Origin of the sequence: Okeania sp. SIO2C9 (assembly GCF_010672455.1) — a bacterium.
In the GTDB taxonomy this organism is placed as follows: Bacteria; Cyanobacteriota; Cyanobacteriia; order Cyanobacteriales; family Microcoleaceae; genus Okeania.
Window position 1 is genome coordinate 186,794 of the sequence record NZ_JAAHGO010000001.1, and the last position, 26,269, is coordinate 213,062.

The window sequence follows — 26,269 nt, forward strand, 5'->3', positions numbered from 1 at the left end:
AGCCGGATAGTTTAATATCAAGTCTCATTAATTAGCCATAATAAATTAACTATCGGGTGCATCTCAATTTTGAATAGAGCCAAAAATTTATCGCTTTTAGGCAACAGGCAACAGCTCATCTGGCAACAGGGAATATATAGGAAAAAAGTATTTTTACAAATATGAGATGCACCCTAGCTATCTTTAGTCATCTTTTAGATGACTTCTGCTTTGAGCCAAGAAATTTATTTCTTGGCGGATGACATAGCTCGCCAAGGATTTCAATCCTTGGCTAATAGTTTAAGTCATCTTAAGATGACTCTTGAGGAGTGGTTAATCAGTGTTTGATATAAGAGGGATATCCCCTCTTAAACATAAAAAAATACTAATGCTGAGTGCTGAGTGATATTTCATTATTAATTATTGAAACATGACTTTATTAAGTATCCTACTATCTTGGTTTCCCAGTATAATAATCTCCCTCGCAATCGGTTCCTTTATCTCGATTTGTTTCCATCCTAATTTTTTGAATATATCTTGTCTAATTTTTATTCTTTACGGAATACCTCTAATTATCTATCGAATTCATAATCTTTTTTATCCCCTCGAAGCTGGAGTAACTTATTTATTAGACAAAAAATATTCACCTTGGTGGGGCAGTCATCAAATTCAAACAATATATATTGCCTTTCCATTTTTAGAAACATTATTACGTCTCATCCCCGGATTATTTTCAATTTGGTTACGACTTTGGGGCGCAAAAATTGGTAAAAATATTTATTGGACTCCGAAGTTAGAAATAGCCGATCGAGGATTAATTGAAATCGGCGATAATGTAATTTTTGGCTACGGAATAAGACTCTATTCTCACGTTATTAAACCTAAAAATAATAACCTAATGTTGTATGTCAAAAAAATTAAAATAGGCAACAATGTCTTTATCGGAGCTGGTTGCCGTTTCGGCCCCGGTGTCAATATAAAAGATGAAACATTTATCCCCGTAACTACAGATTTATATCCCAATAAAAATGCGAATATTAATTAACTTATTAGCTAAAATATTAACCCCTACTGCCAACAAATTTGAGCAAAGTTTGTTAAATTCAGAAACAACACAAAAAGCAGTTCAAAAAGAAATATTCGATCGCTTTATAAATAGTGAATATGGCAAATATATCGGCATAAAATCTTTAGAAGACTGGCAAAATATCCCGGTTGTCAACTACGAAGATATAAAACAATGGATCGAACCTGGTAAAAATAAATTATTAACCCCAGAAACAATCATATTTTACGAAAAAACATCGGGAAGTAGAAGTCAAGCCAAATTAATCCCTTATACAAAATCTTTACGAAAATCTTTTAATCAAATGTTTTGTATTTGGGCACAAGATTTGATTAAAAATGGTCCCAAATTTACTACGGGAAAAATCTATTTCTGTATCTCCCCTCAATTAGAAGAAAATCAAGAAAATTTAGGATTAGAAGACGATTCAGAATATTTAGATTCTTGGTTGAGATTGTTTTTGAGTCCTTTTATAATCTTCTTGCCAAAAAGATTCAAAACAGTAGAACAATTTAAAGAAAAGCTCTGCCTTAAACTCCTAGAAACAGAAAAATTAGAAATAATATCAATTTGGAGTCCGAGTTTCTTAAAAATACATCTCGAATATATTCAAACCCATCAAAAAAGATTAGCAGAAAAATTAAAACATCGTATTTCAGAGAAACGTTATAAATTGTTACTGCGATCGCCAATTCCTTGGACAAAACTCTGGCCACAACTTAAACTAATATCCTGCTGGGATAATGCTTCCTCGAAGGAACAAGCAGATTATTTACGAGGATTATTTCCAGGAGTAATGGTACAAGGCAAAGGACTGCTAGCTACAGAAGTACCGATGACTGTACCCTTAATTAAAGCTTCTGGATGCGTACCATTATTAGATGAAGTATTTTTTGAGTTTGAAGGTAGGGATAAAAATATCTATCCACTGCATCAACTAGAGAAAGATAAAATATATTCCGTCATTATTTCCCAAAAAGGGGGATTATACAGATATCGGAGTGGCGATCGCGTATTAGTTACAAAATTTTACTTGAATACTCCTTGTCTAGAATTTATAGGTAGAGAAGAAAATACTAGCGATTTAGTGGGAGAGAAATTACATGAAGATTTTGTTGCAGAAGTAATTAGAAAGTTATCAATTACAAAAAGTTTTTTTAAGAGTCTAATTCCCATAAATAGTTCTCAACCCCATTATGTCTTAGTAGTCGATAGCCTTGACGAACCCCGATCGGAAATTGCTAAAAATTTAGACCAACTTTTAATGCAATCGTACCATTATCGTCAAGCTAGATTATATGGCCAATTATCACCAGCAAAAGTTGTAGTTTCTCCTGATATGCTAGAAAAAATTTTACAACAAAAAATAGCCTGTGGAAAAAAATGGGGAGATATCAAACACGAAATTTTAATGACTACGGCCTATCTTTCAATAATGGATAATTGATAATTAGGGTTTGCTGATTAAATACCAAAGCATTGGGTGATATAGGTTTTAGCGTTTTTCGATTCTAAAAAAGTACCAGCTTTTCGCAAGAATAAGCTCGTGCATGCTAGTATTTTGGGGTGATTATGGCAGAAAAATTGAGAGACAAAACGCCCGCTCCTATCTCCTCGTTCCCAAGCCATTTCTCCTGTCTCCTGTCTCCTGTCTCCTGTCTCCTACCCCAACAAAAAGACTTTCCATAAGCAGACCCTAATTACCTCTTCCTTTTAGGGAGAGGATTGAATAAAAGAAAAATTTTTTCTCTCTTGGTCGATTGGATATGGCGCAGGTTTCCTCGCCATCACCCGACCGCTTGTTTCTCCTTTAAAGGAGAGGCTTTAAACCTTAATTCTTTGGTAATGTGTTCCTCGAGTATTTTCCTGCTTCATAAAACTGATATAAAACGTCACATAGCGTGACATTTTAATGTTTACTTCCTGCTTTCCTACGGAATGCTACGCAAACCACCGGAACTGTCGGCAGCAGGACCTCCACAGGCATTAACGGTCAAGCCGACCGCATCTGTTAAATTAATTGAGGCATTCAAGTCTCGGTCTAGAGTTTTTTGTTGATTATTTAATTTGAGTTTGGTTCTAATGGATTTCATAGAGATTGAGGGCATACCATTTAAATAGGATGCTTAGATACGTATTATATCGTTATTCGTTGATTAAGTCAATGCTCTTCTATCCTGGTCATATAGATCAACAGTCTGAAATTCTTATCTGTGCTAGTGCAGGATGGCGGAAATAACTGACCAGTTAAAAAATCCTAAAACAATTACAAATTAATACTTTTAACTTTTGACTTTTGACTTTTAACTTCCGCGTAGTGGCACTAGCCTGCTCGTTCGATCAAAGTAGAGAACTATCAACCTTATCTGATTCTAAAGTAGTTTGAAAGCCCGTAGCAGGAGTCCATTGAATTGCACCATCACGACCAGTCCAAAATAGAAGAATATCATTTTCCTGGCAAAGTTCAACCATATCTGGATGGACAGAATCAGACGAAGCGATCGCTACTTTTGGCCGAATAATATTTAACAACTCTGGATTTAGTTTATTCCCAGACCACCAAAGCACCTGAGTCTGCGGAAAACTTCTTGCCGATAGTAACCGACTCTGTTCGGGCAATTTCACATCTCCCAATAATAACCATTTTTGGCCATGAATCAGAAATTCCACGATTGGGGTCTCAGAATTAATTAACTTCATCTGTATCGAACCCAATTCAACAGTTTGATTATTTACTAAAGTATAGTAATCAGCCCGACTAGCTCCCACAGCATCTAGCACAGGTTGGTTGTTAGTTTGATAATTCTTTTCATCATCAGCTTCCACATCATAAAATATCTTCACTCTCAAGGTATTCAAAATATCTGACCAACCACGACTCAAACCTTTTTGAGAATGAAGGGCAATAGACCAATTAATTCTATTAATACCTTGCTGGCGTAAAAATGGTAATACCATAAACCTGGCCGTATTTTCACCTCCAGAATTAATCAAAGTTACTTTCCGTCCATCTTGAATCACAAACACTGGTTCCTCAGATGAATCAAGAATCGTAGCTTGAAACACAGAAGCTCGAGTATACCAAAGAGGAATAATAATGATGGCGATCGCCAAAATCACACCCCACTGCCAAGACTTTAGAGAAAACTTTTTCTTTTTTCTCTGATTCGCTTCTGGCGGTCTATTCCTCCACAACCATATACCACAAATCAACCCATAAAGCACAACCAATTGATAAATTGATATAGCACCCACCGCCACTTGATTTCCTGGCAACACGCTAAAAAAATTTACCACCTCTATTAAAACTCTGACTGGAAAATACAATATTCCAGCAATAAGACTACCTACATAAGGAGAAATCAAAGCCACGATGGCGCTGATAAAACCCCCCAGTGTAATCACCGCAACCAAAGGTGCAGTAATAACATTCACAAAAATAGTATAGGGAGATACAACATGAAAAACATACAGTAATAGAGGTAAAGTCCAAATAGAAGCAGCGATCGGAATAGCAACTAGAGATGCAATACCAGAGGGCAACCAATCCAAATATTTCATTAATGGTGGTGCTGTTACCAACAATCCGAAAGTTGCCAAGAAACTCAACTGAAATCCTAAATCCCAAATCCATAAGGGATTAATTAATAGTAGAAAAGTTGCAGCCACAACTAGAGAAGCTAATGGTTGAACTTGACGTTGGGAAACGATGCCAACCAAAGCAGCTAACCCCATAAATGCTGCTCGTAATACTGAAGGCGAAATACCTGCTAAACCAACGTAAATAATTAAAGTTAGGATGCCAAAGCTAAATCTTGCTCCGGGAGGCAATCTTTTAGTCAAAGTCAGCACCACACCTAAAATTAACGAAATATGAAAACCTGATGCTGCTAATACATGAGCCAACCCTACTTTGACAAACTTGTCTCGTAATTGATAAGATAAATCTACAGCTCTACGTCCTAATACCATTGCACTCACAAGGGGACCCTCTGGTACTCCCAATGAACTCACATGAGAGCGAATAATTCGTTGGCGTATCCGACTTAATCCCCAAGTATTAGTCTTTTCTTGGTTAGTGATGGTGAGTTTATAACCTGTAATGCCAGCAAAAGCACCTTTTCTACCCAAGTAGGCACGAAAATCAAAACCTCCGGGATTAGTTGCTGGTGATGGTTTGTATAAAGAACCAGTAATTGCTACCGCTTCACCAGGATAGACACCTGTTGCATGTAATAGGGGAACTGTGACATAAAGTTTGCCTGTAACGTCTTGGTGTACATTGGCCGAACCATCAGTACCTACTATTTCACTAACTTGAGTGACATTTAGCCAAAGTTGTGCTTTTTCTGAGCGAGTCTTGCGGGAGAGAGAAAGCACTTTTCCACGAACAGTAACTACTTGTTGTTGGGAGTCACCATCAACGGGAATAATTTTACTGACATCATCTATTGATGGTTGGGGTACTCGGACTGAAAAATAAATACTAGCAAGAAAAGCGATCGCTCCAGCGGTGATCCACAACCAATTGGAATTTAGCAGAGATTTTCTCGTTCTGTTTGGGAGTAAATCTGGAAACTGCCCATTTCTGAGTAAGTCTTCAGTATTAATTTTTTGCTGAGAAGTTGCTATGATTTTAGTAGACCTTCGTAAGTTTTGTCGATATCCTTGTTGTACGATAATTGCTAAGACTAACCCCACAGTTAGCATACCATATATACCCCAAGGAACAATGGTAGATACTAGCCCTAATATGTAAGCTAGACTGATGACGATCGCTACAGCTTGATTCATATTTCATTGAAGAAGGTAGAAGGCAGAAGGTATAAGGCAGAAGGGAATATTGCTTATGGATAGTCAACTAAGGCCACTTCGTGTCTACAAACCCCACACAATTTTGGCGTTGCTGAATACTGGGATGATTTTGGCGCTCCACGGAGACACGGAGACAGGGAGACACGGGGATTATGGTTTGTGCTCTGGTGACAAAATCATCCCGCAATTATGCAATGCCCAATTTTAAGCACCTCCGTTGACGGTGGGGTATTAAACCCGCAAAAGAAAAGATCAAACTATTAAACCTAAATTTGAATTTGGCAAAATCTCAAATCCTTTTCAATTAATAGACATCTCTAGAAAAGAGGGATTAGGCAGTAGAGAGAAAGAATTAATAATTTCTTTGTGAGAATTAATTTTATTTTTGATTTTTGGAGATGTCTAATAGTTAAGCGTTTCATCTCGAAATCACCATCCAATAAAAATTATAGCCATACATTAGCAATGCTTTAGAAAGATTAGTTCTCTAGGACTTACCGAATAATTAACTAATTAATAATTAAATAATTCGCGCCTTGAAGCCTCCCCTTGGATAGGGGAAAAAAGCGGTCGTTTGCGGAGCAGTCCGTTAGGATGGGATGGCGAGGAAACCTGCGCCATATCCAATCGACCAAGACAGCGGTCGTTTGCTTTTGCTTCGCAAAACTGGCGTAACGCAACGCTGACGCGAAACGCGACAGCGGAACGGAGTTCTCTCTTCGCAGCTTCCCCGTTGGGTGGGATGGCGCAGGAAACCTGCGCCATATCCAATCGACCAAGAAAAGAAATAATATTTCCTTATATTCAATCAAGAGCGGTTAAAACCCGAGGTAATTATCAATTATCCATTATCAATTATCCATTAATGAAGCACTTCAAGGTATTTCCGTCATTGCGACCGATAGGGTTTGCGGAGCATTCCGGAACGGAAGGCAATCTCCAGTCCTAGTTTTTCGTACCTCATGCGTAAGTCCTAATTTAGATAGCTAAACCAAGTCTTAGACCCAACACTGCATGAACAAACATGATACAAAGTGCAATGCTACCAAGGTAAGCGTGAGTAGTACGTAATACAGCTTGATTTCCACCAAATTTTGTCAGGGAGATAAAACCATTTGTTGCTAGTAGGGATAATACTGCCGAACCAGTCCAAAAATGAGGACTTTCAAACATTTGCTGTTCCTGCATCACTAGAGATAATATTCCACCCGTATAACCTAATGCCATAAATAAAAACATAAATGGTGCCATCTTACGGTGGTTAGAGGCACTTTCAACAGCTATGGCTTCATCAGTAACTACTCGTCTACGCCATCCAGTAAAACCTACAAAGCTACCCATAACAAATACAACGATCGCCATCATTAATGGATGTCCCCAATGTACAATTGGTTCTGGTGTACCGAAATTGCGGAAGATGTCAGCTATTGGTTCTAAATATTCTCTGATTTCCATTTCTTTCTCTCTGGTGGTAGTTTTTGCTTTCTTGTTCAAAGTTTAAGTTTATCAAAATAATTGGGTCTAATATTATGTCTCTTTGAATAACCACAACAGGACTTACGCAAATTCACCTTATAAAACGCCATTTGTAGGGGCGAATGGCATTCGCCCTCAAATGTTTTCGGAGGCTTGCTCAAATTCCCGTTACAAAAACAGCTTCTGACTTCTGTACGGGCGAATAGCCATTCGCCCCTACTGATTTCTGACTTTATTAAGCTGCTGCTTTAGCCTGACCTTCTGGGTTAGCTTTCAGCAATGGAAAGTTAAGACTTTCCCGTTGTTGTAAATAAAGTTGACCGACTTTGCGTGCTAGATTACGAATTCTGCCAATGTAACGAGTGCGTTCAGTGACAGAAATTACCCCTCTAGCATCAAGTAAGTTAAAACTATGAGAACATTTGAGAACGTAATCAAGACTAGGTAAAACTAATCCTTGTTTTGTTAGTTGTTCGGCTTCTTTTTCATAGAGACCAAAGAGGGTAAATAAAAACTCAGGATTAGATGCCTCAAAATTATAGGTACATTGTTCAATTTCTCCCTGAAGATAAACGTCTCCATAAGTTACCTTATCAGTCCAAGCTATTTTTGTAATCGCATCTACTTCTTGGAGATACATCGCAAGGCGTTCTAAACCATAAGTAATTTCGATGCACACTGGTCGGCAATCAATACTACCACATTGTTGAAAGTAGGTAAACTGCGTAATTTCCATGCCATCAAGCCAAACCTCCCAACCTACTCCCCAAGCTCCTAGAGTAGGAGATTCCCAGTTGTCTTCTACGAAACGAATATCATGGTCTTCTGGGCGAATACCCAGAGCGCGGAGAGAGTCTAGGTAAACATCCTGAATGTTATTGGGAGAAGGCTTGATCAGAACTTGATATTGGTAGTAGTGCTGGAAGCGGTTGGGGTTTTCCCCATAACGCCCATCAGTAGGACGACGACAGGGTTCTACATAAGCAACTGACCAAGGTTCAGGACCGATCGCCCGCAGAAATGTGTGGGGGTTCATTGTACCTGCTCCTTTTTCAGTATCATAAGGTAGAGCGATGAGACAACCGCGATCGCTCCAGAACTGATTTAAGGTGGCTATGACTGATTGGAAATTCACAGACTTTTATTTGATTTTGAGTTTATTTGAAATCAGAGATTTTTCAACATCTTGGGAGCTAACACTTTTGTGATTTTCCCAATTCACACTTTTACATAACATAAAACAATTACCTTGTCAACTTCCATTATTCCCAGGGCTGTTTCATTCTAAATTTTTGCACTTCTCTCAAAGCCTTATGGGGAGAAAGTTATAGGCTGTTATACTTCTTTGGGTGAAAAGTCAACTTTTAATCATAAATTAAAAGCCTCCATCCCCGTGTCTCCGTGTCTGGTGCGTCCCCGTGTCTATCGAGAATGAAACAGCCCTGCATTATCCCTGTTCCCTGTTCCCTGGGCGAAAAATTAACGTCGTACCTTACCTAAAGCGATCGTGACATCCACAAGCATATTCATTGCTACATCTTTACCAGGACAGATGCGTCCAGCACTACGATCGCCTACAGAATGGAAACCCATGTGGAAAGGGCAAAGATTTTCTCGGTTGGCATCAAATTGATAGGTTGTCGGACCCCAAAAGCTCTCGTCTAACAATCCTAAGCTCATAGGAATCAATATTTTTGTACCAGTAGGAAAAGTTCTATATCTGCCAGCTATTGTCACTGTAAAAGTATCGGTTGCTATTCTATGGGAGGCACTAACGGGTGCCCAGAGACGGGAACATTCTAGGAGATAGAGTCGCACAGACTCTCGGTTGTCTAGGTCGAGTTCATCCCAATAATGAGTAGGGTTAATTTCAGATGTATTTCTACCTTTGTAGGCGGGAAGAGGTCGATCGCCCATAGCAGTTTGACCAAGATGTAGAGGACCTTGTAAAGCGGCTATACTCATAATAGATGTCATCAGTTTGGCTAATTCTCGTCTTGTCATGCCATTATACTGATCGCTCTGTTCGTTAAAGTTGGCTAATACAGGAGAATTTTCATATATGGTTGCTGCTTGCTCGATGGACTCTGAAATTTTTCCATGCCTAAATATGTTTAACTCCTCTAAGATAGTACTAACACCTGCAAAGTAGCGCAGTGTACCCTGGCGTGTATAGTGTAAATCTGTGAGGAAGTCCATTGTAGCTTGATCGTTAGGGTCTAACTGAAATAAAACATAGTGAAGATATTCAATCAGAAACCGTTTCCAACCCCGCTTATCCTCGCTAAAGAAAGCCCCACCAGGGCCGTGAGGCATATCTATATAATCTGCTGCTAACTTTTCAATAAGTTGTCTGGCGATCGCATCTTGCTGACGTGCTATTGAGGAGTCATTGAGAATATAATCCTGTAAACATCTACGGAAAGCTTCATGGCTATTACTACCTGTTGCTTCTTGGTCTGAAAGTGCTAGTAGGAAAACATTTCTGCCACCTACATCTTGGTTAGGCAAATGATTTGCTTCTAGTACAGTAGTCCCTAAATGCCATGTTCGAGCTTGAGGAGAAGTCAATGCTGTTTCTATGGCTTCAAATTCTCCCATTACTACCTGGCCAGCACAACAAAAGTTTGGTCCTAAAACTAGGCGTTTCTGGTCTAGGTATGTAGGAATATTTGCTACTAAACCTTCTATGAAGATAATTATTGGCAGCAAGACTTTGCTAAAGATATTTTCTGGATGTTGAAGTGCCCAGATTTGAAAATTATTCAGCCCAATATCTATCAATGATGCTGTATGGGTTGGTTGTTGTCTTGGCGGGGTGGTTGAAGTCATATTGTTTTTCTCTGTGGTTGTTGAAAAAATAGGGGCATAAGTAGTAATAATTAGTAAACAGTCTAGCATTTGATGCGAATTTTATAACCTACATTTCGCATCTCAAATACAGTACTTACGACTATATATGGCGCTACGCGCTAGGGAACAGGGAATAGTTGACTTTCAAAGGGTTTCAGCATTGGAAAATATCCTAACTTGAACGGGTAGTGCTATATAATAGACATCTGTTGAAAAAGATGTAGACTTTTTGTAACAGTAGGGAACAAGGAAGATGTTTTTAGGAAAAAAATACGGAAAATGATTTTGTGAGTAACTTTTACAACCCTAGTTAGTTTTTAGTAAATAAAGGGCAAGTTGATTTTCCGGAGATGTTTAATAGTTGTAGCGATCTTCACTGTCATCTTATGCGATTGCCTGACTATTAGACCAACCACAAAATAGCTGCTGCTAGGCTCCGCCAACGCTTTCTTTTACAAAACTTTACAAAAAGTCTCTAACTTTTAGATATAGGATATAAATGTTCAGCTTTGCACACAAAAATGTGGGAGAACTATATGACACCAAATAATGGACCTCACTCAACTAAAGTGAACCACACAAAAGCTCACCGAAAGTTGATGACAGCTATTATCGCTCTATTTGCTTTCACTTTTGTCCTATTTGGCTTTTCGGGGGTGACTTCCCCAGCGTTTGCTGGGCCTGGCGGAACCTATACAACAGGATGGTTGATACGGTTTAACGTTAGTAATGGAGGAGAGGCAGCTCAGTGGTATGAGGAAAAACTTGATATGATCGTCAATGATGAGAGTTCCGCATTCCCTTATTATGTGCAACTTTACTATGAAGATTTTCCTGAAACGCAAATTGGCCTGAGTCAGAGTACCCCTGTTCAATCTGGAAAAGCAACTGCTACGATCGCTGTAGATGATATTGAGGAAGCGGTAGGTAACCTAGAGGAACAAGGGGTTGAAGTTGGGCCACTTTGCAACGCGGGGGACGGTTATACGGTACTCGCCTTCTTTTGCGATCCTGATGGCAATAATTTGGCTCTTCGTGAGGATGGTTTTCCGAATGATTTTGATGATTGTGGATCGCCTGTATGCAATAATTGCGACTACTAGGGATGTCGATCATGAATTGCCCTGCAATTATTTCTGATTGACTGCTAATATCAAGTTCGGATAAATAGTTGATTGTCTGAACTTGGTATTAGTAACCGCTAGGTGAAAATCAAGTTGAAAATCAAATCCCACTCCACTCCCTTAAAATTGGTAAAACAAAAGTAATAGGCGCTCTTTCTTCTACTTGTACTCGTGTTGTTGTGGTTGTACCAGCGGTTAATTTTTGTTGAGGTCCTTTTGAAGAAGACCATTGATAACCACTAAAGGTATTGGAGTCCAATTTTAGTTGAGCGATCGCTTCAATTTTTCCTCCACTTTCGCCGATAATATTTTCTACTATTTCGGAATTTCCTACTACAAAGTTTGCACCTTCTTTTGTTACAGGAAAATCAGATACAGAAATAATTTTGCCGATAATTCCACCAAACCTTTCCCGTTTTACGGTATCAGGAGTGATTAAAATTTCCATTTCTGGTGTGATGCGTTTACCATCTGAAACAGCAAAATAACTGACTGCTTGTAGTTCTCCTGATTTTCCTTTGATATTAATTTTACCTAGAGTTGTACCTGGATTAACAAATTGTCCGAGAGTTGTTTGAATTTCCAAAATACATCCATCTACAGGACTAAGAATTTTACTATTATCAGCAATTTGTTTTTCTAATTGAGCAATTTCTCGTTTAACTTCTTCTATTTGATTTTTGCGTGTATTAACTGCTTCTAAATTTTCTTGTTCTAAACGTTTTCTCTGAGTCTCTAAATCTTGTAAATCTGCTTTTATTTGAGTTATTGTATTCTGATTTTCTAAAAATTTTTGCTTTGTTTCTGTTTCTTGCAGTTTGAGTTCTTGTAACTGAGTTTTAATTTCATTAATTTTGTTGGTATTCTCTAAAAATTGTTCGTCTGTTTCGGTTATTTGTAAATCTAATTCTTGGATTTGGGTTTCAATTTCTCTAATAGTATTGAGGTTGTCTAAATATTGTTGATTAACTTCTGCTTCCTGCACTTTTAATTCTGCTAATTCAGTCTCAATTTCTTTGATATTATTGAGGTTTTGTGCATATTTTTCTATAGCTTCTGTTCGTTCTACTTCTAGTTGTTTTAGCTCTGCTTCTATTTCTGTAATATTTTGCAGATTTTGTTGATATTCTTGTTTGCTTTGCAGTAGAGTATCTTCAGAAATAGCTCCCTGTTCATATAAGTCTTGACGTCTTTTTAGTCTCTCTTCAAAAGTAGGAGCTAACTCTCGTGCATCTTGTAAACGTTGCAGTAGACTTTCTCGTTTCTGTTGCAATGCTACTTCATTTTGATTAAGCAAAATAGGGGTTAAAGCTTTGGTATTTTCTAACCTTTGTTCCAGGGCAACTTTTTGTTCAGTGAGTGCTGCTAGTTGTTTTTCTTGTAGCTCAGGAGTTAGTGCTTTAGCATCTTGTAAACGCTGTTGTAAGCTAGTTCGTTGTTTGGCGATCGCCTCTAATTTTTTCTCTTTTAATGCGGGAGTTACTGTTTCTAGGTCTGACAAACGTTTTTCTAAACTCTGACGTTGTTCTCGAATGGCATTTAAAGTATCGTTTTGTAGTATTGGCGCTATTGCCTGAGTATCTTTCAAGCGTTGTTCTAAACTGTTTTTTTTTCCTGCTAAAGCTTCTATTTCGAGTTGAGTTCGTTGATTTTGTAGTTGTTGGGTATCTTGAGCTTGAGATTCTAATTGAGTTAGTTTATTCTGTTGTAATTCTAATTGTTTTTTAAGCTGAGATGGATCGATAGTTGCCAGTACATAATTTTTTTTTATGCACTGCCCATCTTGTATATTTAAAGATTGTAATCTACCAGCGATCGCTGACTGAAATTCTATTACTTGTCGGGGGCGAATTAATACTCCTTTTCCACTAATAGTAATAGGTATTTTGCCGAAAATACTCCATAATAAACCCAGAATTACTAGACTACCTAATGTTGCTAAAGGTAGCCAATCTTTGAGAGTAACTACTTGCATTAATTGGTCTAGTCGTTCTGGGGAAGAAAGCCGTTCTAAAGATTCTTTACGGAATATACGGCGCTGTTTTTCAGACATTAATAACTGTATATGAACTTCCCATGACTTTTTTTTACATTAGCTCATACCAATGATAAAATAAACAATATTACAAATAATTTGAGTGAAGTAAAAACTTTACGCATGATGTCTCTTTTACTAAAAATTAAGTCTTACTTATTCCTTTTTGATAGATGTTTTATGCAACGTTATTACCGAATAATTAAGATTTAAAACCTCTCCTTTAAAGGAGAAAAAAAAATTCCTACCGCGTCAATCCTCTTCTTTTCAAGGAGAGGTAATAATTAATTATTAATTGTTGAACTACTCCCCTATTCAATAAAATTTAGCAAACATTTATCACTCTTGGCATTAGAAATTATACTATTTTAAAAAAAGAATGTTACGAATAGTAAGGGCGATCATGCATACTTTAAAGAAAATATTCTTTTGACTAATAATATTATGTCCGGATAATTACTGCTCAAAAAACTTTCTTCTTTTATTCCTCTTTTTTCTTGCTTCTTCCTTCTTTATTCCCTCCTGAATCCTGAGCGAAAAATTATTGTCAATAGCCTCCTGTTTTGTTTTAAGGGGATAAAAAAAGAGAAGATTCCAGATTTAAAGTCTCCTTATTGCAGAAGTACTAATAACTGATAGTCGAAGACTATCCCCATTCCATTTTCCCTTCTGCCTTCTGCCTTCTGCCTTCTTCAACAAACTGATCTTATTCAAAAATTCCATCAGGAATAAGGGGAAACAAATACATCTTAATGATGGATTTTTAATCAAATAAAATCAACTTTTACCAATTAAATCTTGGCTTCTTAAAAGTGTTTCTGTCATGGTTGCCAATTTCTGCAAACTAGCTTCTAATTCATCAGCACGTTGTTGATGTTTTTTCTTACGCATTAAGGCTGCACGAGCTAAATCTTCCCGGTCTTGTTTTACCGCCGCCACTGCTACTTTTTGCCAGGTATTTATTTCTTGTTTAACTTGTTTATATTCTGGTTGAATATTTTCCCAAGCTATTTTTATATCCGCTAAAGCTTTGTTGACCAATTCGGCAGTATCTACGTCAGTTTTTACTCCTAAAATTGCTTGTTTAATTGGTTCTGATATTTGCTCAACATTAATGTGATAAAGCAGAGGAATAAAGTTTTTTACCTGTTGACTGTGACTAACTCCAGTTATGCACCAAGTAGCAAAATGTTCGCAATTATTAAAAACAATATTATATTTTCTTTCTCCTAGTCTACTTTCTGCTCTTTGAATGACTGTATCAGCAATATAACGAACTGGGTAACGTTTAACATAAACTTTTCTTCTATCAGTAAAATATTCTTTAGAAGTTCTTTCAATAGTTTCTGTTCCTTTGCGATAATGAATAACTGTTCCATCACCATAGTCAATGCCATGATGTTCGTAAACACCATCTATATTTAGAAACTCTCTAAGAGTATATATTTGCTCTCCTCTTGCCATATTATTTTTTCAAGTTTTACTTAATTTAACTAGCTATCAGCTATTAGCTATTAGCTATTAGCTATTAGCTTAAAAAGGTAGTACATAGATAATGGTATCTGTTTGCGAAGCATTCCGTCAGGAAACGCTTTTTAACCTAATTCTATTTTAATCTGATTGAGACAAGTTTTACACAAACTAAAACCACTAACCCTAAAGCTAAAATTCCAGCAGTAACTGCAATTACTGGCATATCTAAATGACGAATTATAATAGCTACAAGTGCCCAAACAAATACTAAAGGATAAGCAATATCTTGCTTTTGTATATTAATAATTGCTGCAATAATTGCTCCAATTATTAACATAACTATTGTCCAAACTATTGCAACTTGCCCTATACTATTCCAACCTAAGTAATGTAGGGCGCTTGCTATATTCACAATTGTTGCCACACTAATCCAAGCAAAATATATACTTATCGGATGATGAACTAACCATTTATCTTTTTTGGGCACTCTTTCATAACTAATTCCTAAACTTAGATATAAGCAAATTAAACAACCTAAAATTCCTAACATTGCCAAAACTGAAAAAGTAAATAATTGATATTGAAATAAAAATACCCAGATAATTTGTGCCAGACTCGCACCTACTAAAAAATATCCACATCTCTGTAAAATCGGATTTTCTCTTTGTACTGGTAATACTTGATAAATTCCAAAACTAATTAAACCCAAATAAATTAATCCCCAAATTGCAAAAGCATAACTAGCCGGAATAATCAAAACATCCTCAAATACAGTGTTAGAAATTTCACCAATAGTTTTGCCACCAGGAGGAGCAAGATTAACATAAACATTCAGAAAAAAAGCAGCAATAATTCCTATTAAATTAGCCCACTGTCGAATAATGTTTGAATTAAATTTGTTAGTATTAGTTTCCATAATTGTCTTTACTCTTATTAATAAATCCGATTAAGCAAAATTATAACTTAGCCCGGAAGTTGTTACCTCTACAACTCACCGGGCTACTTGATTTAAATAATTAGTTAATCTTAATCAAATTATAACATTTATATTTGTAGAATTAATCTCTAATTACTTCTAGTCCACAAGCTTCTGCCAGTTGTTGTGCTATGCTCTTATATTTTCGAGGTGGAGTGTGAGTATCTAAATCTAAATTAAAACCTTCTATAACACGCTGAATTAATTTTGAACGCCATATAGCTTCTATTTCATAATCAGAACTTAGACTGCCTTCAGATAATGCTAACCTCAATTTATCTAATATTTGAAATTGTCCCACTAAAATTGCTGCTTTAGTAACATCATTAGAATCAGTATCAAGAGCATCTAGTTGCCTACTAACTCGATTCCATTCACTATCAATTATCTCGGTCAAAACTGCAGCAAGTTTAGCATTACGTTGCTGTGTCAATATCTGAAATTCGTCGTTAGTCATCATTATTAACTCCTAAATATATGATTATCGACTATCTAATTTTATATATCACATCTACACTGTTGACTCCCATGAATATAATCTTAAATTTTGAATAATTTATTTCCTATATGGCCTCTTGATTTTATTTCAGATAATCAGTTAATAAATAGACATCTCGAGAAAAGAGGCAGTAGGGACGTTGTATGCAACGTCCCTACAGAGTAGGGGGAAATAATTGATAATTTATGGATAATAATTGATTTTATTTTGGATTTTTACCAGATGTATTATTAATAAATAATGAATGGCTGATTTTTACATATTTCATAAATTGCTGATGATTAAGCTAATTTTTTTACAAAAGAAAAACAAGGTAAATTTTCAATACTATATGAACTATTTGTTATTCAAAAATGAAGATTTATTTACAGTTTTGTGGAACACTTAACCTCAATATCTACGAAATTAAAAACAAAGGAATGTTCAAATTTTTGCACCAACTATTAAAAGCGAAAAAGACACAGTTAACATCAAACAGAAGTAGATAACAAAAGGAGGAAAAAAGATTTAATTTTGACTTTTGCAATAGGTATAGTCAAGAATCAAGGTAGAAATAAACTTTCCTGAATTTTTCTGATCATGACTGATTAACCTGAATATGATAATCTATCAGCAATAAAATTCTATTAAAGGAATCTAAATAATGACAAAATTACGAGTAGGTTTATTATTTGGTGGTTGTTCCGGGGAACATGAAGTATCCCTTAATTCGGCAAAAGCGATCGCTAGTGCTTTAACTCAAGGTCAAAATACAGACAAATACGAATTGATGCCAATTTACATTCAAAAAGATGGTCGTTGGCAAGCAACTGATTTTTCTCAACAAGTTTTGGAGTCTGGCAACCTACCATCATTGCCGCTTATAGATGGAAATCAGAATGATAGTTCCGAGACTGAAACCACCTCCTCTCTTGCTTCTCAAACCTCGTCTTACCTCTGGCAAACTCCTCCTCAAGCAGCTCAGATAGATGTGTGGTTTCCAGTGCTTCACGGTCCCAATGGCGAAGATGGTACTATACAGGGTTTACTGAAGTTAATGCAGGTTCCATTTGTGGGGTCTGGGGTTTTGGGGTCCGCAATGGGTATGGATAAGATCGCGATGAAAATGGCTTTTGCTCAAGCAGGTTTGCCCCAGGTAAAATATCAGGCAGTGACGCGATCGCAGATTTGGTCTAATCCTTGTGTGTTTCCCAAACTGTGCGATGATATTGAGGCAGCTTTAGGATATCCCTGTTTTGTTAAACCTGCTAATTTAGGTTCGTCAGTGGGTATTGCTAAGGTGCGGTCGCGCTCGGAATTGGAAACTGCTTTGGATAATGCTGCTAGTTATGACCGTCGCATTATTGTTGAAGCGGGTGTAGAAGCGAGAGAGTTGGAATGTGCGGTGCTGGGGAATGATTTGCCGAAAGCTTCTGTGGTGGGAGAGATTACTTTTGACAGTGATTTTTATGATTATGAAACTAAGTATACAGAAGGAAAAGCAGAGTTATTTATTCCAGCGCGAGTCAGTGAAGCGATCGCTGCTCAAATTCAAGAAATGGCAACTCAAGCATTTTTAGCTGTGGATGCTGCGGGTTTAGCTAGAGTAGATTTTTTCTATGTGGAGAAAACAGGGGAAATTTTTATTAATGAAATTAATACCATGCCTGGTTTTACTGCGACAAGTATGTATCCTATGCTTTGGAAAGCTAGTGGCATTCCTTTTTCTGAGTTAGTAGACTGTTTAATTCAGTTAGCTTTAGAAAGACATTCTCATTGAAGAAGGCAGAAGGCAGAAGGCAGGAGGCAGAAGGGAAAATTGCTTATGGATAGTTAAAATTTTGATGTAGGTTGGGTAGAGCGACAGCGAAACCCAACATTTATCATTATTAGGACTTACGCAAAGAAACCCGGTTTCTACGAGAAATCCTTGTTTTGAACAGTAAACGTATACGAGAAACCGGGTTTCTGGGTTCACCTGCGTAAGTCCTGAGGAATTAGTCGTACAATGAATCTAGCCTACAATACAGTGGTTAGTTTGATCAGAGCAGCTTCTCAAAAAGGGCAAATGATTCATAATGCCCATGTACAGAATATAGAAACCTCACAAATCAGTAGTGACGAATTTTGGTCATTTGTTCAAAAAAACAAAAACACTCTGAGATCAATGAATTGACACAAGGGGATTGTTGGATTGGGATGACTCAAGCATCATCAACGGGATTAATTTTGGCCACTCGTGTCGGTAAACACACTGACCAGTTCATCACAGAATTAATCACCAATACAGAAGGGAAAACTAACTGTAAACAGTGGCATACTGATGATTGGGGAGGGTATGAACGAGTTTTACCTCCAGAAGTCAAACATATTATCGGTAAAGACCAGACTCAACATAAGGAGCGAACTAATGGTATTGTCCGACAGCAGATAGGTCGCTGGCATCGCCGACAGAATAAATTTGGTAAGGTCTGGGAGCAGACAGAGATAACAGTTAGGTTAGCGATCGCCTACTTTAATTGGATCTGGGTTCATACTCGCAAGAACAATACTGCTGCCCAAAGGTCGGGGTTGACGATCGCTCCTTGGAAGTGGAATGATCTAATTACCTATCCCACACTTTGTTGATGCACTACCGATTATTACTGGTGCGAGGGCAAGTTCATCTAAATAATTTGTCACCCCGTGAGGAAAAATACTTCTAACTTCTGACTTCTAACTTCCTTCCGTGTCAGGTATCAGTGAAGGAAAATTTTCCTTCTCCTGACTCCTGAGTTCTTCTCCGTTAGGCTTTTACCTTTCTAGTATTTCTTGTTCCAGCTAGCATTAAACCGCTAAGTGCGATCAAACCTAATGTGAGGCTCGGTTCCGGGGTCGCTGCTACTACTGTAGTGTCTGTACCTGCCCCCGGGTTTGCGTTTATGGTTTCTTGAGAAATATAGACATGGCTCTCACCCGCTACAGCCGCATTCAATTCAATCCTATTATCGCTTGTAGCATAAAAATTCACATCAAAAAAGTTAACATAGTCTACTACATCGCCCACATTCAGGGTATCTAAATCTATTTTGCCTAGGTCTAAATTATATGTAAAACTGCGGTAGTGGTATCTGTCTGGGTCATCTACGTCCCCCAACTCGTATGTCGTGCCATCCCATACTAGAGTCATTTCCCCGTACAACTCATCAAAGGTAATCAGATTGTCTGTGTCATCAGTCGCATCTTCACCACTCCACGTCAACGTCACGTCTCCTTGGGTAGTGGTAAATGTGGTGGTAAATGATGCTGCTTGGGCTGGGGCGAGAAAGAGGGAAAAGGCGGCTCCAAAGAAAACGGTCGTCGCGCCGAGAGCTGTCAGGATCTGCTTGCTTATGTTGCTGAAATTCATGTTCATTGTACCTGTATGTGTGTGAAAAAAATGTAAAAAAAACACTTATAATAATTTTACCTTACATGATCGTACCCCCCCCAATTTTATATGTCAAGACGATTTAGCAAACTTCATTGAATTTTTAATAATTGCGTAAATATACTGAAAACAATGTAAAAAAAATTTTTTATAAATAAATTGGCAAAGCGAATTTGATATTATATGCCTATAATATTCTTACATCCATTTATGACAGAAATTACTAAAACATCGTCATTTGACAGCCATTTAGAAGCTGTCAGAGGCCAAAGGGACATTTATCAGGAGATGTTAGACCACAAGCGATCGCCTCAGACTAAACGTGCTTATGCTAGCGACATAAAAGATTTTTTCGGATTTTTTGATATGCAGCCAACTCCTGCAACTATTAAGGAGTTCCTAAGCTTAACCAAAGTAGAAGCAACTGCATTAGTTTTGAAGTGGAAAAACCATCTAGTAGAACGCGGTCTCAAGATGTCGTCAATCTCTCGTAAAGTAGGCAGCATAAAGGCTTTAGTTAAATTCAGCAATGATATAGTGGCTTGTGATTGGGTGTTGACTTCTGAAGCTTTGGTTTGCAGTAGGGGTATTCAAAAGTATAGAGATACCACAGGAGTCTCACCAGATTGGATTAATAAAATGTTGCTGCATCCAGACCGCTCAACCTTAATTGGCAAGAGAGATTACGCTATATTGCAGCTTCTATGGGGCAACGCTTTGAGACGTGCTGAAGTTGTCAGTATTAGTCTTGATGATTGGGATGGCGTTCGTGGTAACGATGCGGAGCATAATCGCTATTTATGGGTTATGGGTAAAGGCAGAGCTGACAAGGAACGAATAACCCTAAACCCTAATACTATTAATGCTTTGAAAGTGTGGCTAGATGCCAGGTTTAGATATGTTGGAGATACCAATAAGGCTATGTTTATCAGCCTAGATAGAGTGAATAAAGGTAATAGATTGAGAGACCAACATATACAGGACTTACGCACATACACTATATATAGCGTCTATTAATCTAGGCGATCGCTTGAAAAATTATAGGGATCGCCTGAACATCAAAATTATAATAACTAATACAAAGATACGCTAATATAATTTATTTTCGCTCTATTTAGATGTTGCTAATTGTAAATCATTTCCCCCGCTCCCCTACTCCCCTACTCCCCTACTCCTGAAAAAGACTTTTTCAGCAAGCCCTACTTAACCCCTCCAACTTCGCCACTTCAAACCGAGTCTTCAACACAGAATCAGGATTCAAACTAATAGAATCAATCCCCAACTCTACCAACAACTGCGCAAACTCAGGATGATCGCTCGGCGCCTGACCACAAATACCAATCTTACGCCCACACTCATGAGCAATAGTAATCGCAATCTTAATCATTCGCCTCACAGCATCATGGCGTTCGTCAAAAATATCTGCTACTAATGCCGAATCTCGGTCTAAACCCAACACCAACTGAGTCAAATCATTCGACCCAATAGAAAATCCATCAAACACTTCAGCAAACTGTTCGATTAAAATCACATTACTCGGTAACTCACACATCACATAAACCTGCAAACCATTGTCACCCCTCTCCAAACCATACTTAGCCATCTCCTCTAAAACCTTCATTCCTTCTTGAGGTGTACGACAAAACGGAATCATCGGAATTACATTTGCCAATCCCATTTCATCCCGCACTCGCTTCAGCGCCAGACATTCCAAACCAAATGCTTCCCGATATTTAGGATGATAATAACGAGACGCACCCCGCCAACCAATCATCGGATTTTCTTCATCAGGTTCAAACTGTTTCCCTCCCAATAAATTGGCATATTCATTACTCTTAAAATCGCTCATCCGCACAATCACAGGTTTCGGATAAAAAGCAGCAGCGATCGCTCCCATCCCATAAGCTAGGCGATCGATAAAGAAATCTGCCTTATTTTCATATCCCATAGTCAAATCAGAAATTTGTGCCTTTTCCGCCTCATCTTCCACTTCATCAAAATGCAGCAATGCTAAAGGATGCACCCCAATATGATTAGCAATTACAAACTCCAATCTAGCCAAACCCACACCATCAACAGGAAGTGCCGATAACCGAAAAGCTTCCTCTGGGTTGCCCACATTCATCAAAATGCGAGTGCGAGTTTCTGGCAAATCATCCAATACTGTTTCCACAACCTCAAACGGGAGCAACCCATCATAAACTATCCCCACTTCTCCCTCAGCACAGTCAACAGTTATCGCCTGACTATTGTACAATAGTTTCGTAGCATTTTCGCAACCAACAATCGCCGGAATACCCATCTCCCGCGCAATAATTGCAGCATGACAAGTACGACCACCTTGGTTAGTAACTATAGCGCTAGCCTTTTTCATAATGGGTTCCCAGTCGGGGTCAGTTTTGTTAGTTACTAACACCTCCCCTGGTTTAAATTCAGAAATGTTATGGGTATCCAGAATAACGCGCACTTTACCTTGACCGATCGCCTGACCCACAGCACGACCTGTTAACAACACTTTCCCTTTCTCCTGCAACTGATAACTACGCAGCATATTCTCAGATTTTTGAGATTGCACTGTTTCTGGTCGCGCCTGAACTATATATAAACTCTCGGTTATGCCATCCTTTGCCCATTCAATATCCATCGGCGTATAACTACCGCGTACTTGGGAATAATGGTCTTCGATAATTATCGCCCAATGGGCAAGTTGCAGAATTTCATCATCACTTAGAGCAAACTTTTGTTGCTGTCGCTCTGGTACGGGTACGTTTTTAATCGAATTACCGCCATCATAAACCATTTTCAGAGCTTTAGTGCCCAGGCGTTTGTTGAGAATAGTACGGAAACCTTCCCGGAGAGTTGGTTTAAATACTAAGTATTCATCGGGGTTGACTGCGCCTTGTACGACATTTTCCCCTAAACCATAAGCTGCTGTGATTAGGGCAGCATTTTTGAACCCAGTTTCGGTATCTATAGAAAACATGACACCAGAGGTAGCAAGGTCAGAGCGCACCATTTTTTGCACCCCAACTGAGAGGGCAACATCGAAGTGGTCGAAACCGTTGATAGTGCGGTAGGAGATAGCACGGTCAGTGAATACTGATGCGAAACACTTATGGGCTGCTTTAAGTACATTTTTGACCCCGTGAATATGGAGGTAAGTTTCCTGTTGTCCGGCAAAACTGGCATCTGGCAAGTCTTCGGCAGTAGCACTGGAGCGCACGGCAACATCTGTGTCTTGACCGTAGAGGTAACAAAGGGTTTCATAGCTGAGGGCGATCGCTTTTTCTAGTTCTGCTGGAAAGGGTGTATTCATTATCAATGCTCGCGCCTTTTTGCCCCGTTGTTGCAAATTTTTCATATCTTCAACATCAAGGTCGGCAAATAGTAGACGCAGTTTTGCTTCTAAACCAGCAGATTTGATGAAGTAACGATAGGCGTAAGCAGTGGTAGCGAAACCATTAGGAATATTGATGTTTTTGGGGGTAAGTTGTTGCATCATTTCTCCTAAAGATGCGTTTTTACCTCCTACTAAAGGAATGTCATTAATATTAACTTCATCAAACCACAATACTAAGCTTTTCTCTTTAGCAGTAAAAGTCTTATTTTGAATTGTTACTGTTTTTAGCATTGCTTTTATTTCTCCTAAAATTAAGCTGTTTCATCACGTCACGGTGCAGCTTGGATAGAATTTTGTCACAAATTTATATTCAAGGCAAATCACTATATTTTTGCCTTTTAAAAACTTTTATTGTTAACGATCAATAATATATATCACATTGATCCCTGATAATCATTTACTGATTTATAGTTGTTTATTATCCATCTATATTATTAAAGGAATTCTGTTCAAATAATTTATTCCTCTATTAATATTTTAATTAAACTCTATGTGACCGACAACTTTTATGAGGTATACATCTTAGTTACCAAAAGTAAAAAAATGTTGATAGGAGTAGTGTAGAGGTACTTATTACAAAAGATTAAGCGCTTTAATAATTCTATAAAGGGGGTTTGACTGCGACTCATCTGAGGCAGACACATTACTGAGGCTTATAATTAACCTTAAACAGGAATCAAATAACGATGGTTAATCCCTTTTTTTTAATACCAACTATAGTTAAGTTAATATATAGCAGAAGGAAGAAGAAAGAAGGAAGAGGGAAGAAGGAAAAATATTGCTTTGTCTGAGTTTTAAGCTGTCGATCTGTCCTAACCTTTCCTTCGACTGCTATATTAAGTTTCTTTGGCATTTTTACTTACATAAAAGGTATTAAATAACCTTTATATATCTGTAAAAATGTTGATTTTAATCTCAAAAATATAGCAACTGTCAGGTTAGTTAGAACAATTAGTGCGAGCATCTTGCTCGCGTTATAAATCATCATAATTAGGGCGAACGGGCAAGATGCCCATTCCACAAAACTATTAAAATTATCCAGCATTTATGCAACGAGGGAAAAAAGTAGAAAAATTCTCCCCATTCCCCTACTCCCCTACTCCTCCACTCTAATTCGCTGCCGCCTCTGCTACAGTCGTAATTACTTCCTGGAATATCACCTCATCTTTACGAGGGTCCGCATGAGCAACTTTTACCTCTAGACGATCGCCCACATTGACAGACCGACCAAACCTCATCGCCAACTCTAACCCCAACTCTTCCAATAACACCAAGCCTAAATTAATTTCTTCTTTCAACCACCGAATTATCAATGCTTGCCAAACCTCATCAGAATTACGTCGCAAATATTCCAATCCCCAGTAACGGTTAGTAAATCTTTCCACACTAGAAGCTTCTTTGACAGCAGGAACTAAACTCATTACTATTTCTTGCATCTGGTCTCGACTAAAAGGTAACTCCTCTCCTCGTAAATGAGCTTTAATTTGAAAGTGAGCCAATAGATCGCTATAACGCCGAATCGGAGAAGTAACCTGAACATAAGTTTCTAAGGCCAAACTAGCGTGACGAGCTGGTATAATCCCCATTTCACTTTTAGGCATACATCTACGCATGGCACAAGAGCGAACTGGCCCAGCAGGCAATAATATTAGTTCGGCCTCTGGTGGAAGTTCCGGTTGAGGTTGACTGCGATAAGGAAGTGGAATATTATTTTCTTGACCATATTTTGCCCCAACCTCTCCTGCCATAATCATCATCTCTGCCACGAGCTGTCTTGATGGTGAATCATCCAATACCTCTACTTTTACTTCCTCACCCTCAACTTTAATCACTGACTCTGGCATATATATACTAATAGAGCCTTGTGACTGTCGCCACTGAAATCTTTGTTTAGCCAACTGATTGAGAACATGAATTTCTGGCTCTAGCTTAATCTGTAACTGTAACATTTCATCTACATCATCATAAGTCAGACGGTAGGTAGGTTTGATTAAGCTAGCGTGAATACTGTAGTCTACAACTTCCCCACTTTCATCTAAAATAACGCCAAAACTCAAAGCACTACAAATTTGTCCCTGAATCAGACTCATTGGTCCTGTGGCCAACTCTGAGGGGAACATGGGAATTATACCAGTGGGTAAATATAATGTAGTAGTTCTTCGCCTTGCGTCTAGGTCTAACTCATCACCAGGAGTAAGTAAGCGAGTCGGATCAGCAATATGTACCCATATCTTTTGTCGGTCGTTTTCTAAAAATTCGATACTGAGGCCATCATCTATTTCTTTTGTGCTTTCATCGTCTATGGTATAGACCTTTAGATGAGTTAAATCCAAACGGTTTGTGTCTGGATCTGGCGGGGGAAATTGCAGGCAGCTTTGAGCCACTTCTAGTACCTTGGTAGAAAAATGTTTTGGAATCTGACTACGTCGCAGAAATAGATTTTCATGTTCGCTCCATATACCTAGATCCATTAATAGTTTAAACGCTGCTTCTGGAGTTTCGGGTAATTCTAAGACTGCCAAGGTATCCATTGCCTGGGTACGATTAGAAGCTTCTTCTCCATAAGTCGCCAATTTTTCTATTACATCTAGGCGGTTATAATCGCTTGGTTGCCACTCTACCTCTTCTCCTGCTAGTCGGTTACGCACCCGGAGTAAAAAGTTTTCTAGTTCTTGTTGTTTTTGTTTTTGGACTTCTTGCTGATGTTTGATTTCTCCTACTTGAGCTATAGGTCGGGGTTCGTAGCGATCGCCTTTTTGCTTAAAGTAGAGTTTATCGTCTGATAGTAATATGTATGCTGCGTAACATTGGGCTGGTGTTTGTTCTGAAAATAGCAGTAAGGCCATTTCTTCTGGATTTACTGTTTCTGCTTCTTCTACCAGTAGTTCCCATGCTAATTCTATACTTGAAGGGTCTATATAAGTTTCTACTTCCTGAAGAAATTTGGGAATTTCTGATGATTTGTAACTTTCTCCTGCTACTTCATAACTGATTTGCTTTGGAGGTATGCTGTGAGATTGACCATTTGCTTCCACCACGACCCAGTTTTTTTTACCATCTGGACGTTCTGCTATGGCTAGTCGCCGTTCTCCATGCAATCTAAATTCAATTAATTTTCCCTTCTCCACTTTTCCTTATTTATATATCCCTATAAATTTTCAATTGCCTTGGCTTGGGTTGTGGTT

Annotated in this window: 17 protein-coding genes and 1 pseudogene; 6 read left to right on the plus strand and 12 right to left on the minus strand. The window is 38.1% G+C overall.

Features of this window, described 5'->3' with window-relative positions:
• The first annotated feature begins 505 nt into the window (after window positions 1–505).
• Together F6K23_RS00760 and F6K23_RS00765 are read left to right on the plus strand one after the other, a co-directional pair.
• The gene (locus F6K23_RS00760; protein ID WP_293149579.1) at window positions 506–1,024 is read left to right on the plus strand and encodes an acyl transferase; all 519 of its coding nucleotides are present in this window, start codon (window positions 506–508) and stop codon (window positions 1,022–1,024) included.
• On the plus strand, window positions 1,008–2,492 hold the full coding sequence (locus F6K23_RS00765) for a GH3 auxin-responsive promoter family protein (protein WP_293149581.1): 1,485 nt from the start codon (window positions 1,008–1,010) through the stop codon (window positions 2,490–2,492). The genes F6K23_RS00760 and F6K23_RS00765 overlap by 17 nt, the downstream gene beginning before the upstream one ends.
• A gap of 484 nt (window positions 2,493–2,976) precedes the next feature.
• Here the strand turns inward: F6K23_RS00765 and F6K23_RS00770 are convergent, their stop codons facing one another.
• The 5 genes from F6K23_RS00770 to F6K23_RS00790 form a co-directional block, all read right to left on the minus strand.
• A complete protein-coding gene (locus tag F6K23_RS00770) occupies window positions 2,977–3,138 on the minus strand; it encodes a hypothetical protein (protein WP_293149583.1) in 162 nt (53 codons plus the stop codon).
• A gap of 247 nt (window positions 3,139–3,385) precedes the next feature.
• Window positions 3,386–5,839, minus strand: coding sequence for a ComEC/Rec2 family competence protein (locus tag F6K23_RS00775; RefSeq protein ID WP_293149584.1), 2,454 nt, complete (start codon window positions 5,837–5,839; stop codon window positions 3,386–3,388).
• A gap of 999 nt (window positions 5,840–6,838) precedes the next feature.
• Entirely contained in the window at window positions 6,839–7,315 is a 477-nt protein-coding gene (locus tag F6K23_RS00780; RefSeq protein WP_293149788.1) for a DUF4079 domain-containing protein, read from the minus strand.
• A gap of 256 nt (window positions 7,316–7,571) precedes the next feature.
• Window positions 7,572–8,471, minus strand: coding sequence for a glycine--tRNA ligase subunit alpha (gene glyQ, locus F6K23_RS00785; protein WP_293149585.1), 900 nt, complete (start codon window positions 8,469–8,471; stop codon window positions 7,572–7,574).
• A 344-nt stretch (window positions 8,472–8,815) separates the two neighbouring features.
• A complete protein-coding gene (locus tag F6K23_RS00790; protein ID WP_293149587.1) occupies window positions 8,816–10,168 on the minus strand; it encodes a cytochrome 450 in 1,353 nt (450 codons plus the stop codon).
• 542 nt (window positions 10,169–10,710) lie between these two features.
• On the opposite strand from F6K23_RS00790, the gene F6K23_RS00795 reads away from it, so the two are divergent.
• On the plus strand, window positions 10,711–11,292 hold the full coding sequence (locus tag F6K23_RS00795) for a VOC family protein (RefSeq protein WP_293149589.1): 582 nt from the start codon (window positions 10,711–10,713) through the stop codon (window positions 11,290–11,292).
• A 121-nt stretch (window positions 11,293–11,413) separates the two neighbouring features.
• Here F6K23_RS00795 and F6K23_RS00800 read toward each other — a convergent pair whose 3' ends face one another.
• From F6K23_RS00800 to F6K23_RS00815, 4 genes are all read right to left on the minus strand, one after another.
• Window positions 11,414–13,366, minus strand: a complete 1,953-nt coding sequence (locus F6K23_RS00800) for an NHLP bacteriocin system secretion protein (RefSeq protein WP_293149591.1) — start codon at window positions 13,364–13,366, stop codon at window positions 11,414–11,416.
• A 759-nt stretch (window positions 13,367–14,125) separates the two neighbouring features.
• Entirely contained in the window at window positions 14,126–14,812 is a 687-nt protein-coding gene (locus F6K23_RS00805; RefSeq protein ID WP_293149593.1) for a lecithin retinol acyltransferase family protein, read from the minus strand.
• A gap of 142 nt (window positions 14,813–14,954) precedes the next feature.
• Window positions 14,955–15,737 carry a tryptophan-rich sensory protein gene (locus F6K23_RS00810; protein WP_293149595.1) on the minus strand — a complete coding sequence of 261 codons (783 nt, stop codon included), beginning with the start codon at window positions 15,735–15,737 and terminating at the stop codon, window positions 14,955–14,957.
• Between the two features lie 142 nt (window positions 15,738–15,879).
• Window positions 15,880–16,257, minus strand: coding sequence for a hypothetical protein (locus F6K23_RS00815; RefSeq protein ID WP_293149597.1), 378 nt, complete (start codon window positions 16,255–16,257; stop codon window positions 15,880–15,882).
• Window positions 16,258–16,939: 682 nt separating this feature from the next.
• On the opposite strand from F6K23_RS00815, the gene F6K23_RS00820 reads away from it, so the two are divergent.
• Both F6K23_RS00820 and F6K23_RS00825 read left to right on the plus strand, forming a co-directional pair.
• Window positions 16,940–18,055, plus strand: coding sequence for a D-alanine--D-alanine ligase family protein (locus F6K23_RS00820; RefSeq protein ID WP_293149599.1), 1,116 nt, complete (start codon window positions 16,940–16,942; stop codon window positions 18,053–18,055).
• A 213-nt stretch (window positions 18,056–18,268) separates the two neighbouring features.
• Window positions 18,269–18,903: pseudogene (locus F6K23_RS00825) on the plus strand (IS1 family transposase); the annotation flags it as partial.
• Between the two features lie 157 nt (window positions 18,904–19,060).
• Here F6K23_RS00825 and F6K23_RS00830 read toward each other — a convergent pair.
• Window positions 19,061–19,522: a hypothetical protein gene (locus F6K23_RS00830; RefSeq protein ID WP_293149601.1), complete on the minus strand. Its 462-nt coding sequence runs from the start codon at window positions 19,520–19,522 to the stop codon at window positions 19,061–19,063.
• 345 nt (window positions 19,523–19,867) lie between these two features.
• Here F6K23_RS00830 and F6K23_RS00835 point away from each other — a divergent pair, with 345 nt between their 5' ends.
• Window positions 19,868–20,701 (plus strand): site-specific integrase, encoded by an 834-nt coding sequence (locus F6K23_RS00835; protein WP_293149603.1) that lies wholly within the window; start codon window positions 19,868–19,870, stop codon window positions 20,699–20,701.
• A 172-nt stretch (window positions 20,702–20,873) separates the two neighbouring features.
• Here F6K23_RS00835 and ppsA read toward each other — a convergent pair whose 3' ends face one another.
• Together ppsA and F6K23_RS00845 are read right to left on the minus strand one after the other, a co-directional pair.
• Complete coding sequence (gene ppsA, locus F6K23_RS00840; RefSeq protein ID WP_293149605.1) at window positions 20,874–23,315, minus strand: phosphoenolpyruvate synthase; 2,442 nt, start codon at window positions 23,313–23,315, stop codon at window positions 20,874–20,876.
• An 878-nt stretch (window positions 23,316–24,193) separates the two neighbouring features.
• A complete protein-coding gene (locus F6K23_RS00845) occupies window positions 24,194–26,212 on the minus strand; it encodes a ribonuclease catalytic domain-containing protein (RefSeq protein WP_293149607.1) in 2,019 nt (672 codons plus the stop codon).
• Window positions 26,213–26,269: the final 57 nt, after the last annotated feature.

Bases quoted from the DNA above. Each gene is read 5' to 3' on its own strand.
- F6K23_RS00765 (WP_293149581.1), top strand. From the start codon at position 1,008: ATGCGAATATTAATTAACTTATTAGCTAAAATATTAACCCCTACTGCC.
- F6K23_RS00770 (WP_293149583.1), bottom strand. From the start codon at position 3,138: ATGAAATCCATTAGAACCAAACTCAAATTAAATAATCAACAAAAAACT.
- F6K23_RS00775 (WP_293149584.1), bottom strand. From the start codon at position 5,839: ATGAATCAAGCTGTAGCGATCGTCATCAGTCTAGCTTACATATTAGGG.
- F6K23_RS00780 (WP_293149788.1), bottom strand. From the start codon at position 7,315: ATGGAAATCAGAGAATATTTAGAACCAATAGCTGACATCTTCCGCAAT.
- F6K23_RS00790 (WP_293149587.1), bottom strand. From the start codon at position 10,168: ATGACTTCAACCACCCCGCCAAGACAACAACCAACCCATACAGCATCA.
- F6K23_RS00795 (WP_293149589.1), top strand. From the start codon at position 10,711: ATGTGGGAGAACTATATGACACCAAATAATGGACCTCACTCAACTAAA.
- F6K23_RS00800 (WP_293149591.1), bottom strand. From the start codon at position 13,366: ATGTCTGAAAAACAGCGCCGTATATTCCGTAAAGAATCTTTAGAACGG.
- F6K23_RS00805 (WP_293149593.1), bottom strand. From the start codon at position 14,812: ATGGCAAGAGGAGAGCAAATATATACTCTTAGAGAGTTTCTAAATATA.
- F6K23_RS00810 (WP_293149595.1), bottom strand. From the start codon at position 15,737: ATGGAAACTAATACTAACAAATTTAATTCAAACATTATTCGACAGTGG.
- F6K23_RS00815 (WP_293149597.1), bottom strand. From the start codon at position 16,257: ATGATGACTAACGACGAATTTCAGATATTGACACAGCAACGTAATGCT.
- F6K23_RS00820 (WP_293149599.1), top strand. From the start codon at position 16,940: ATGACAAAATTACGAGTAGGTTTATTATTTGGTGGTTGTTCCGGGGAA.
- F6K23_RS00835 (WP_293149603.1), top strand. From the start codon at position 19,868: ATGCCTATAATATTCTTACATCCATTTATGACAGAAATTACTAAAACA.
- ppsA (WP_293149605.1), bottom strand. From the start codon at position 23,315: ATGCTAAAAACAGTAACAATTCAAAATAAGACTTTTACTGCTAAAGAG.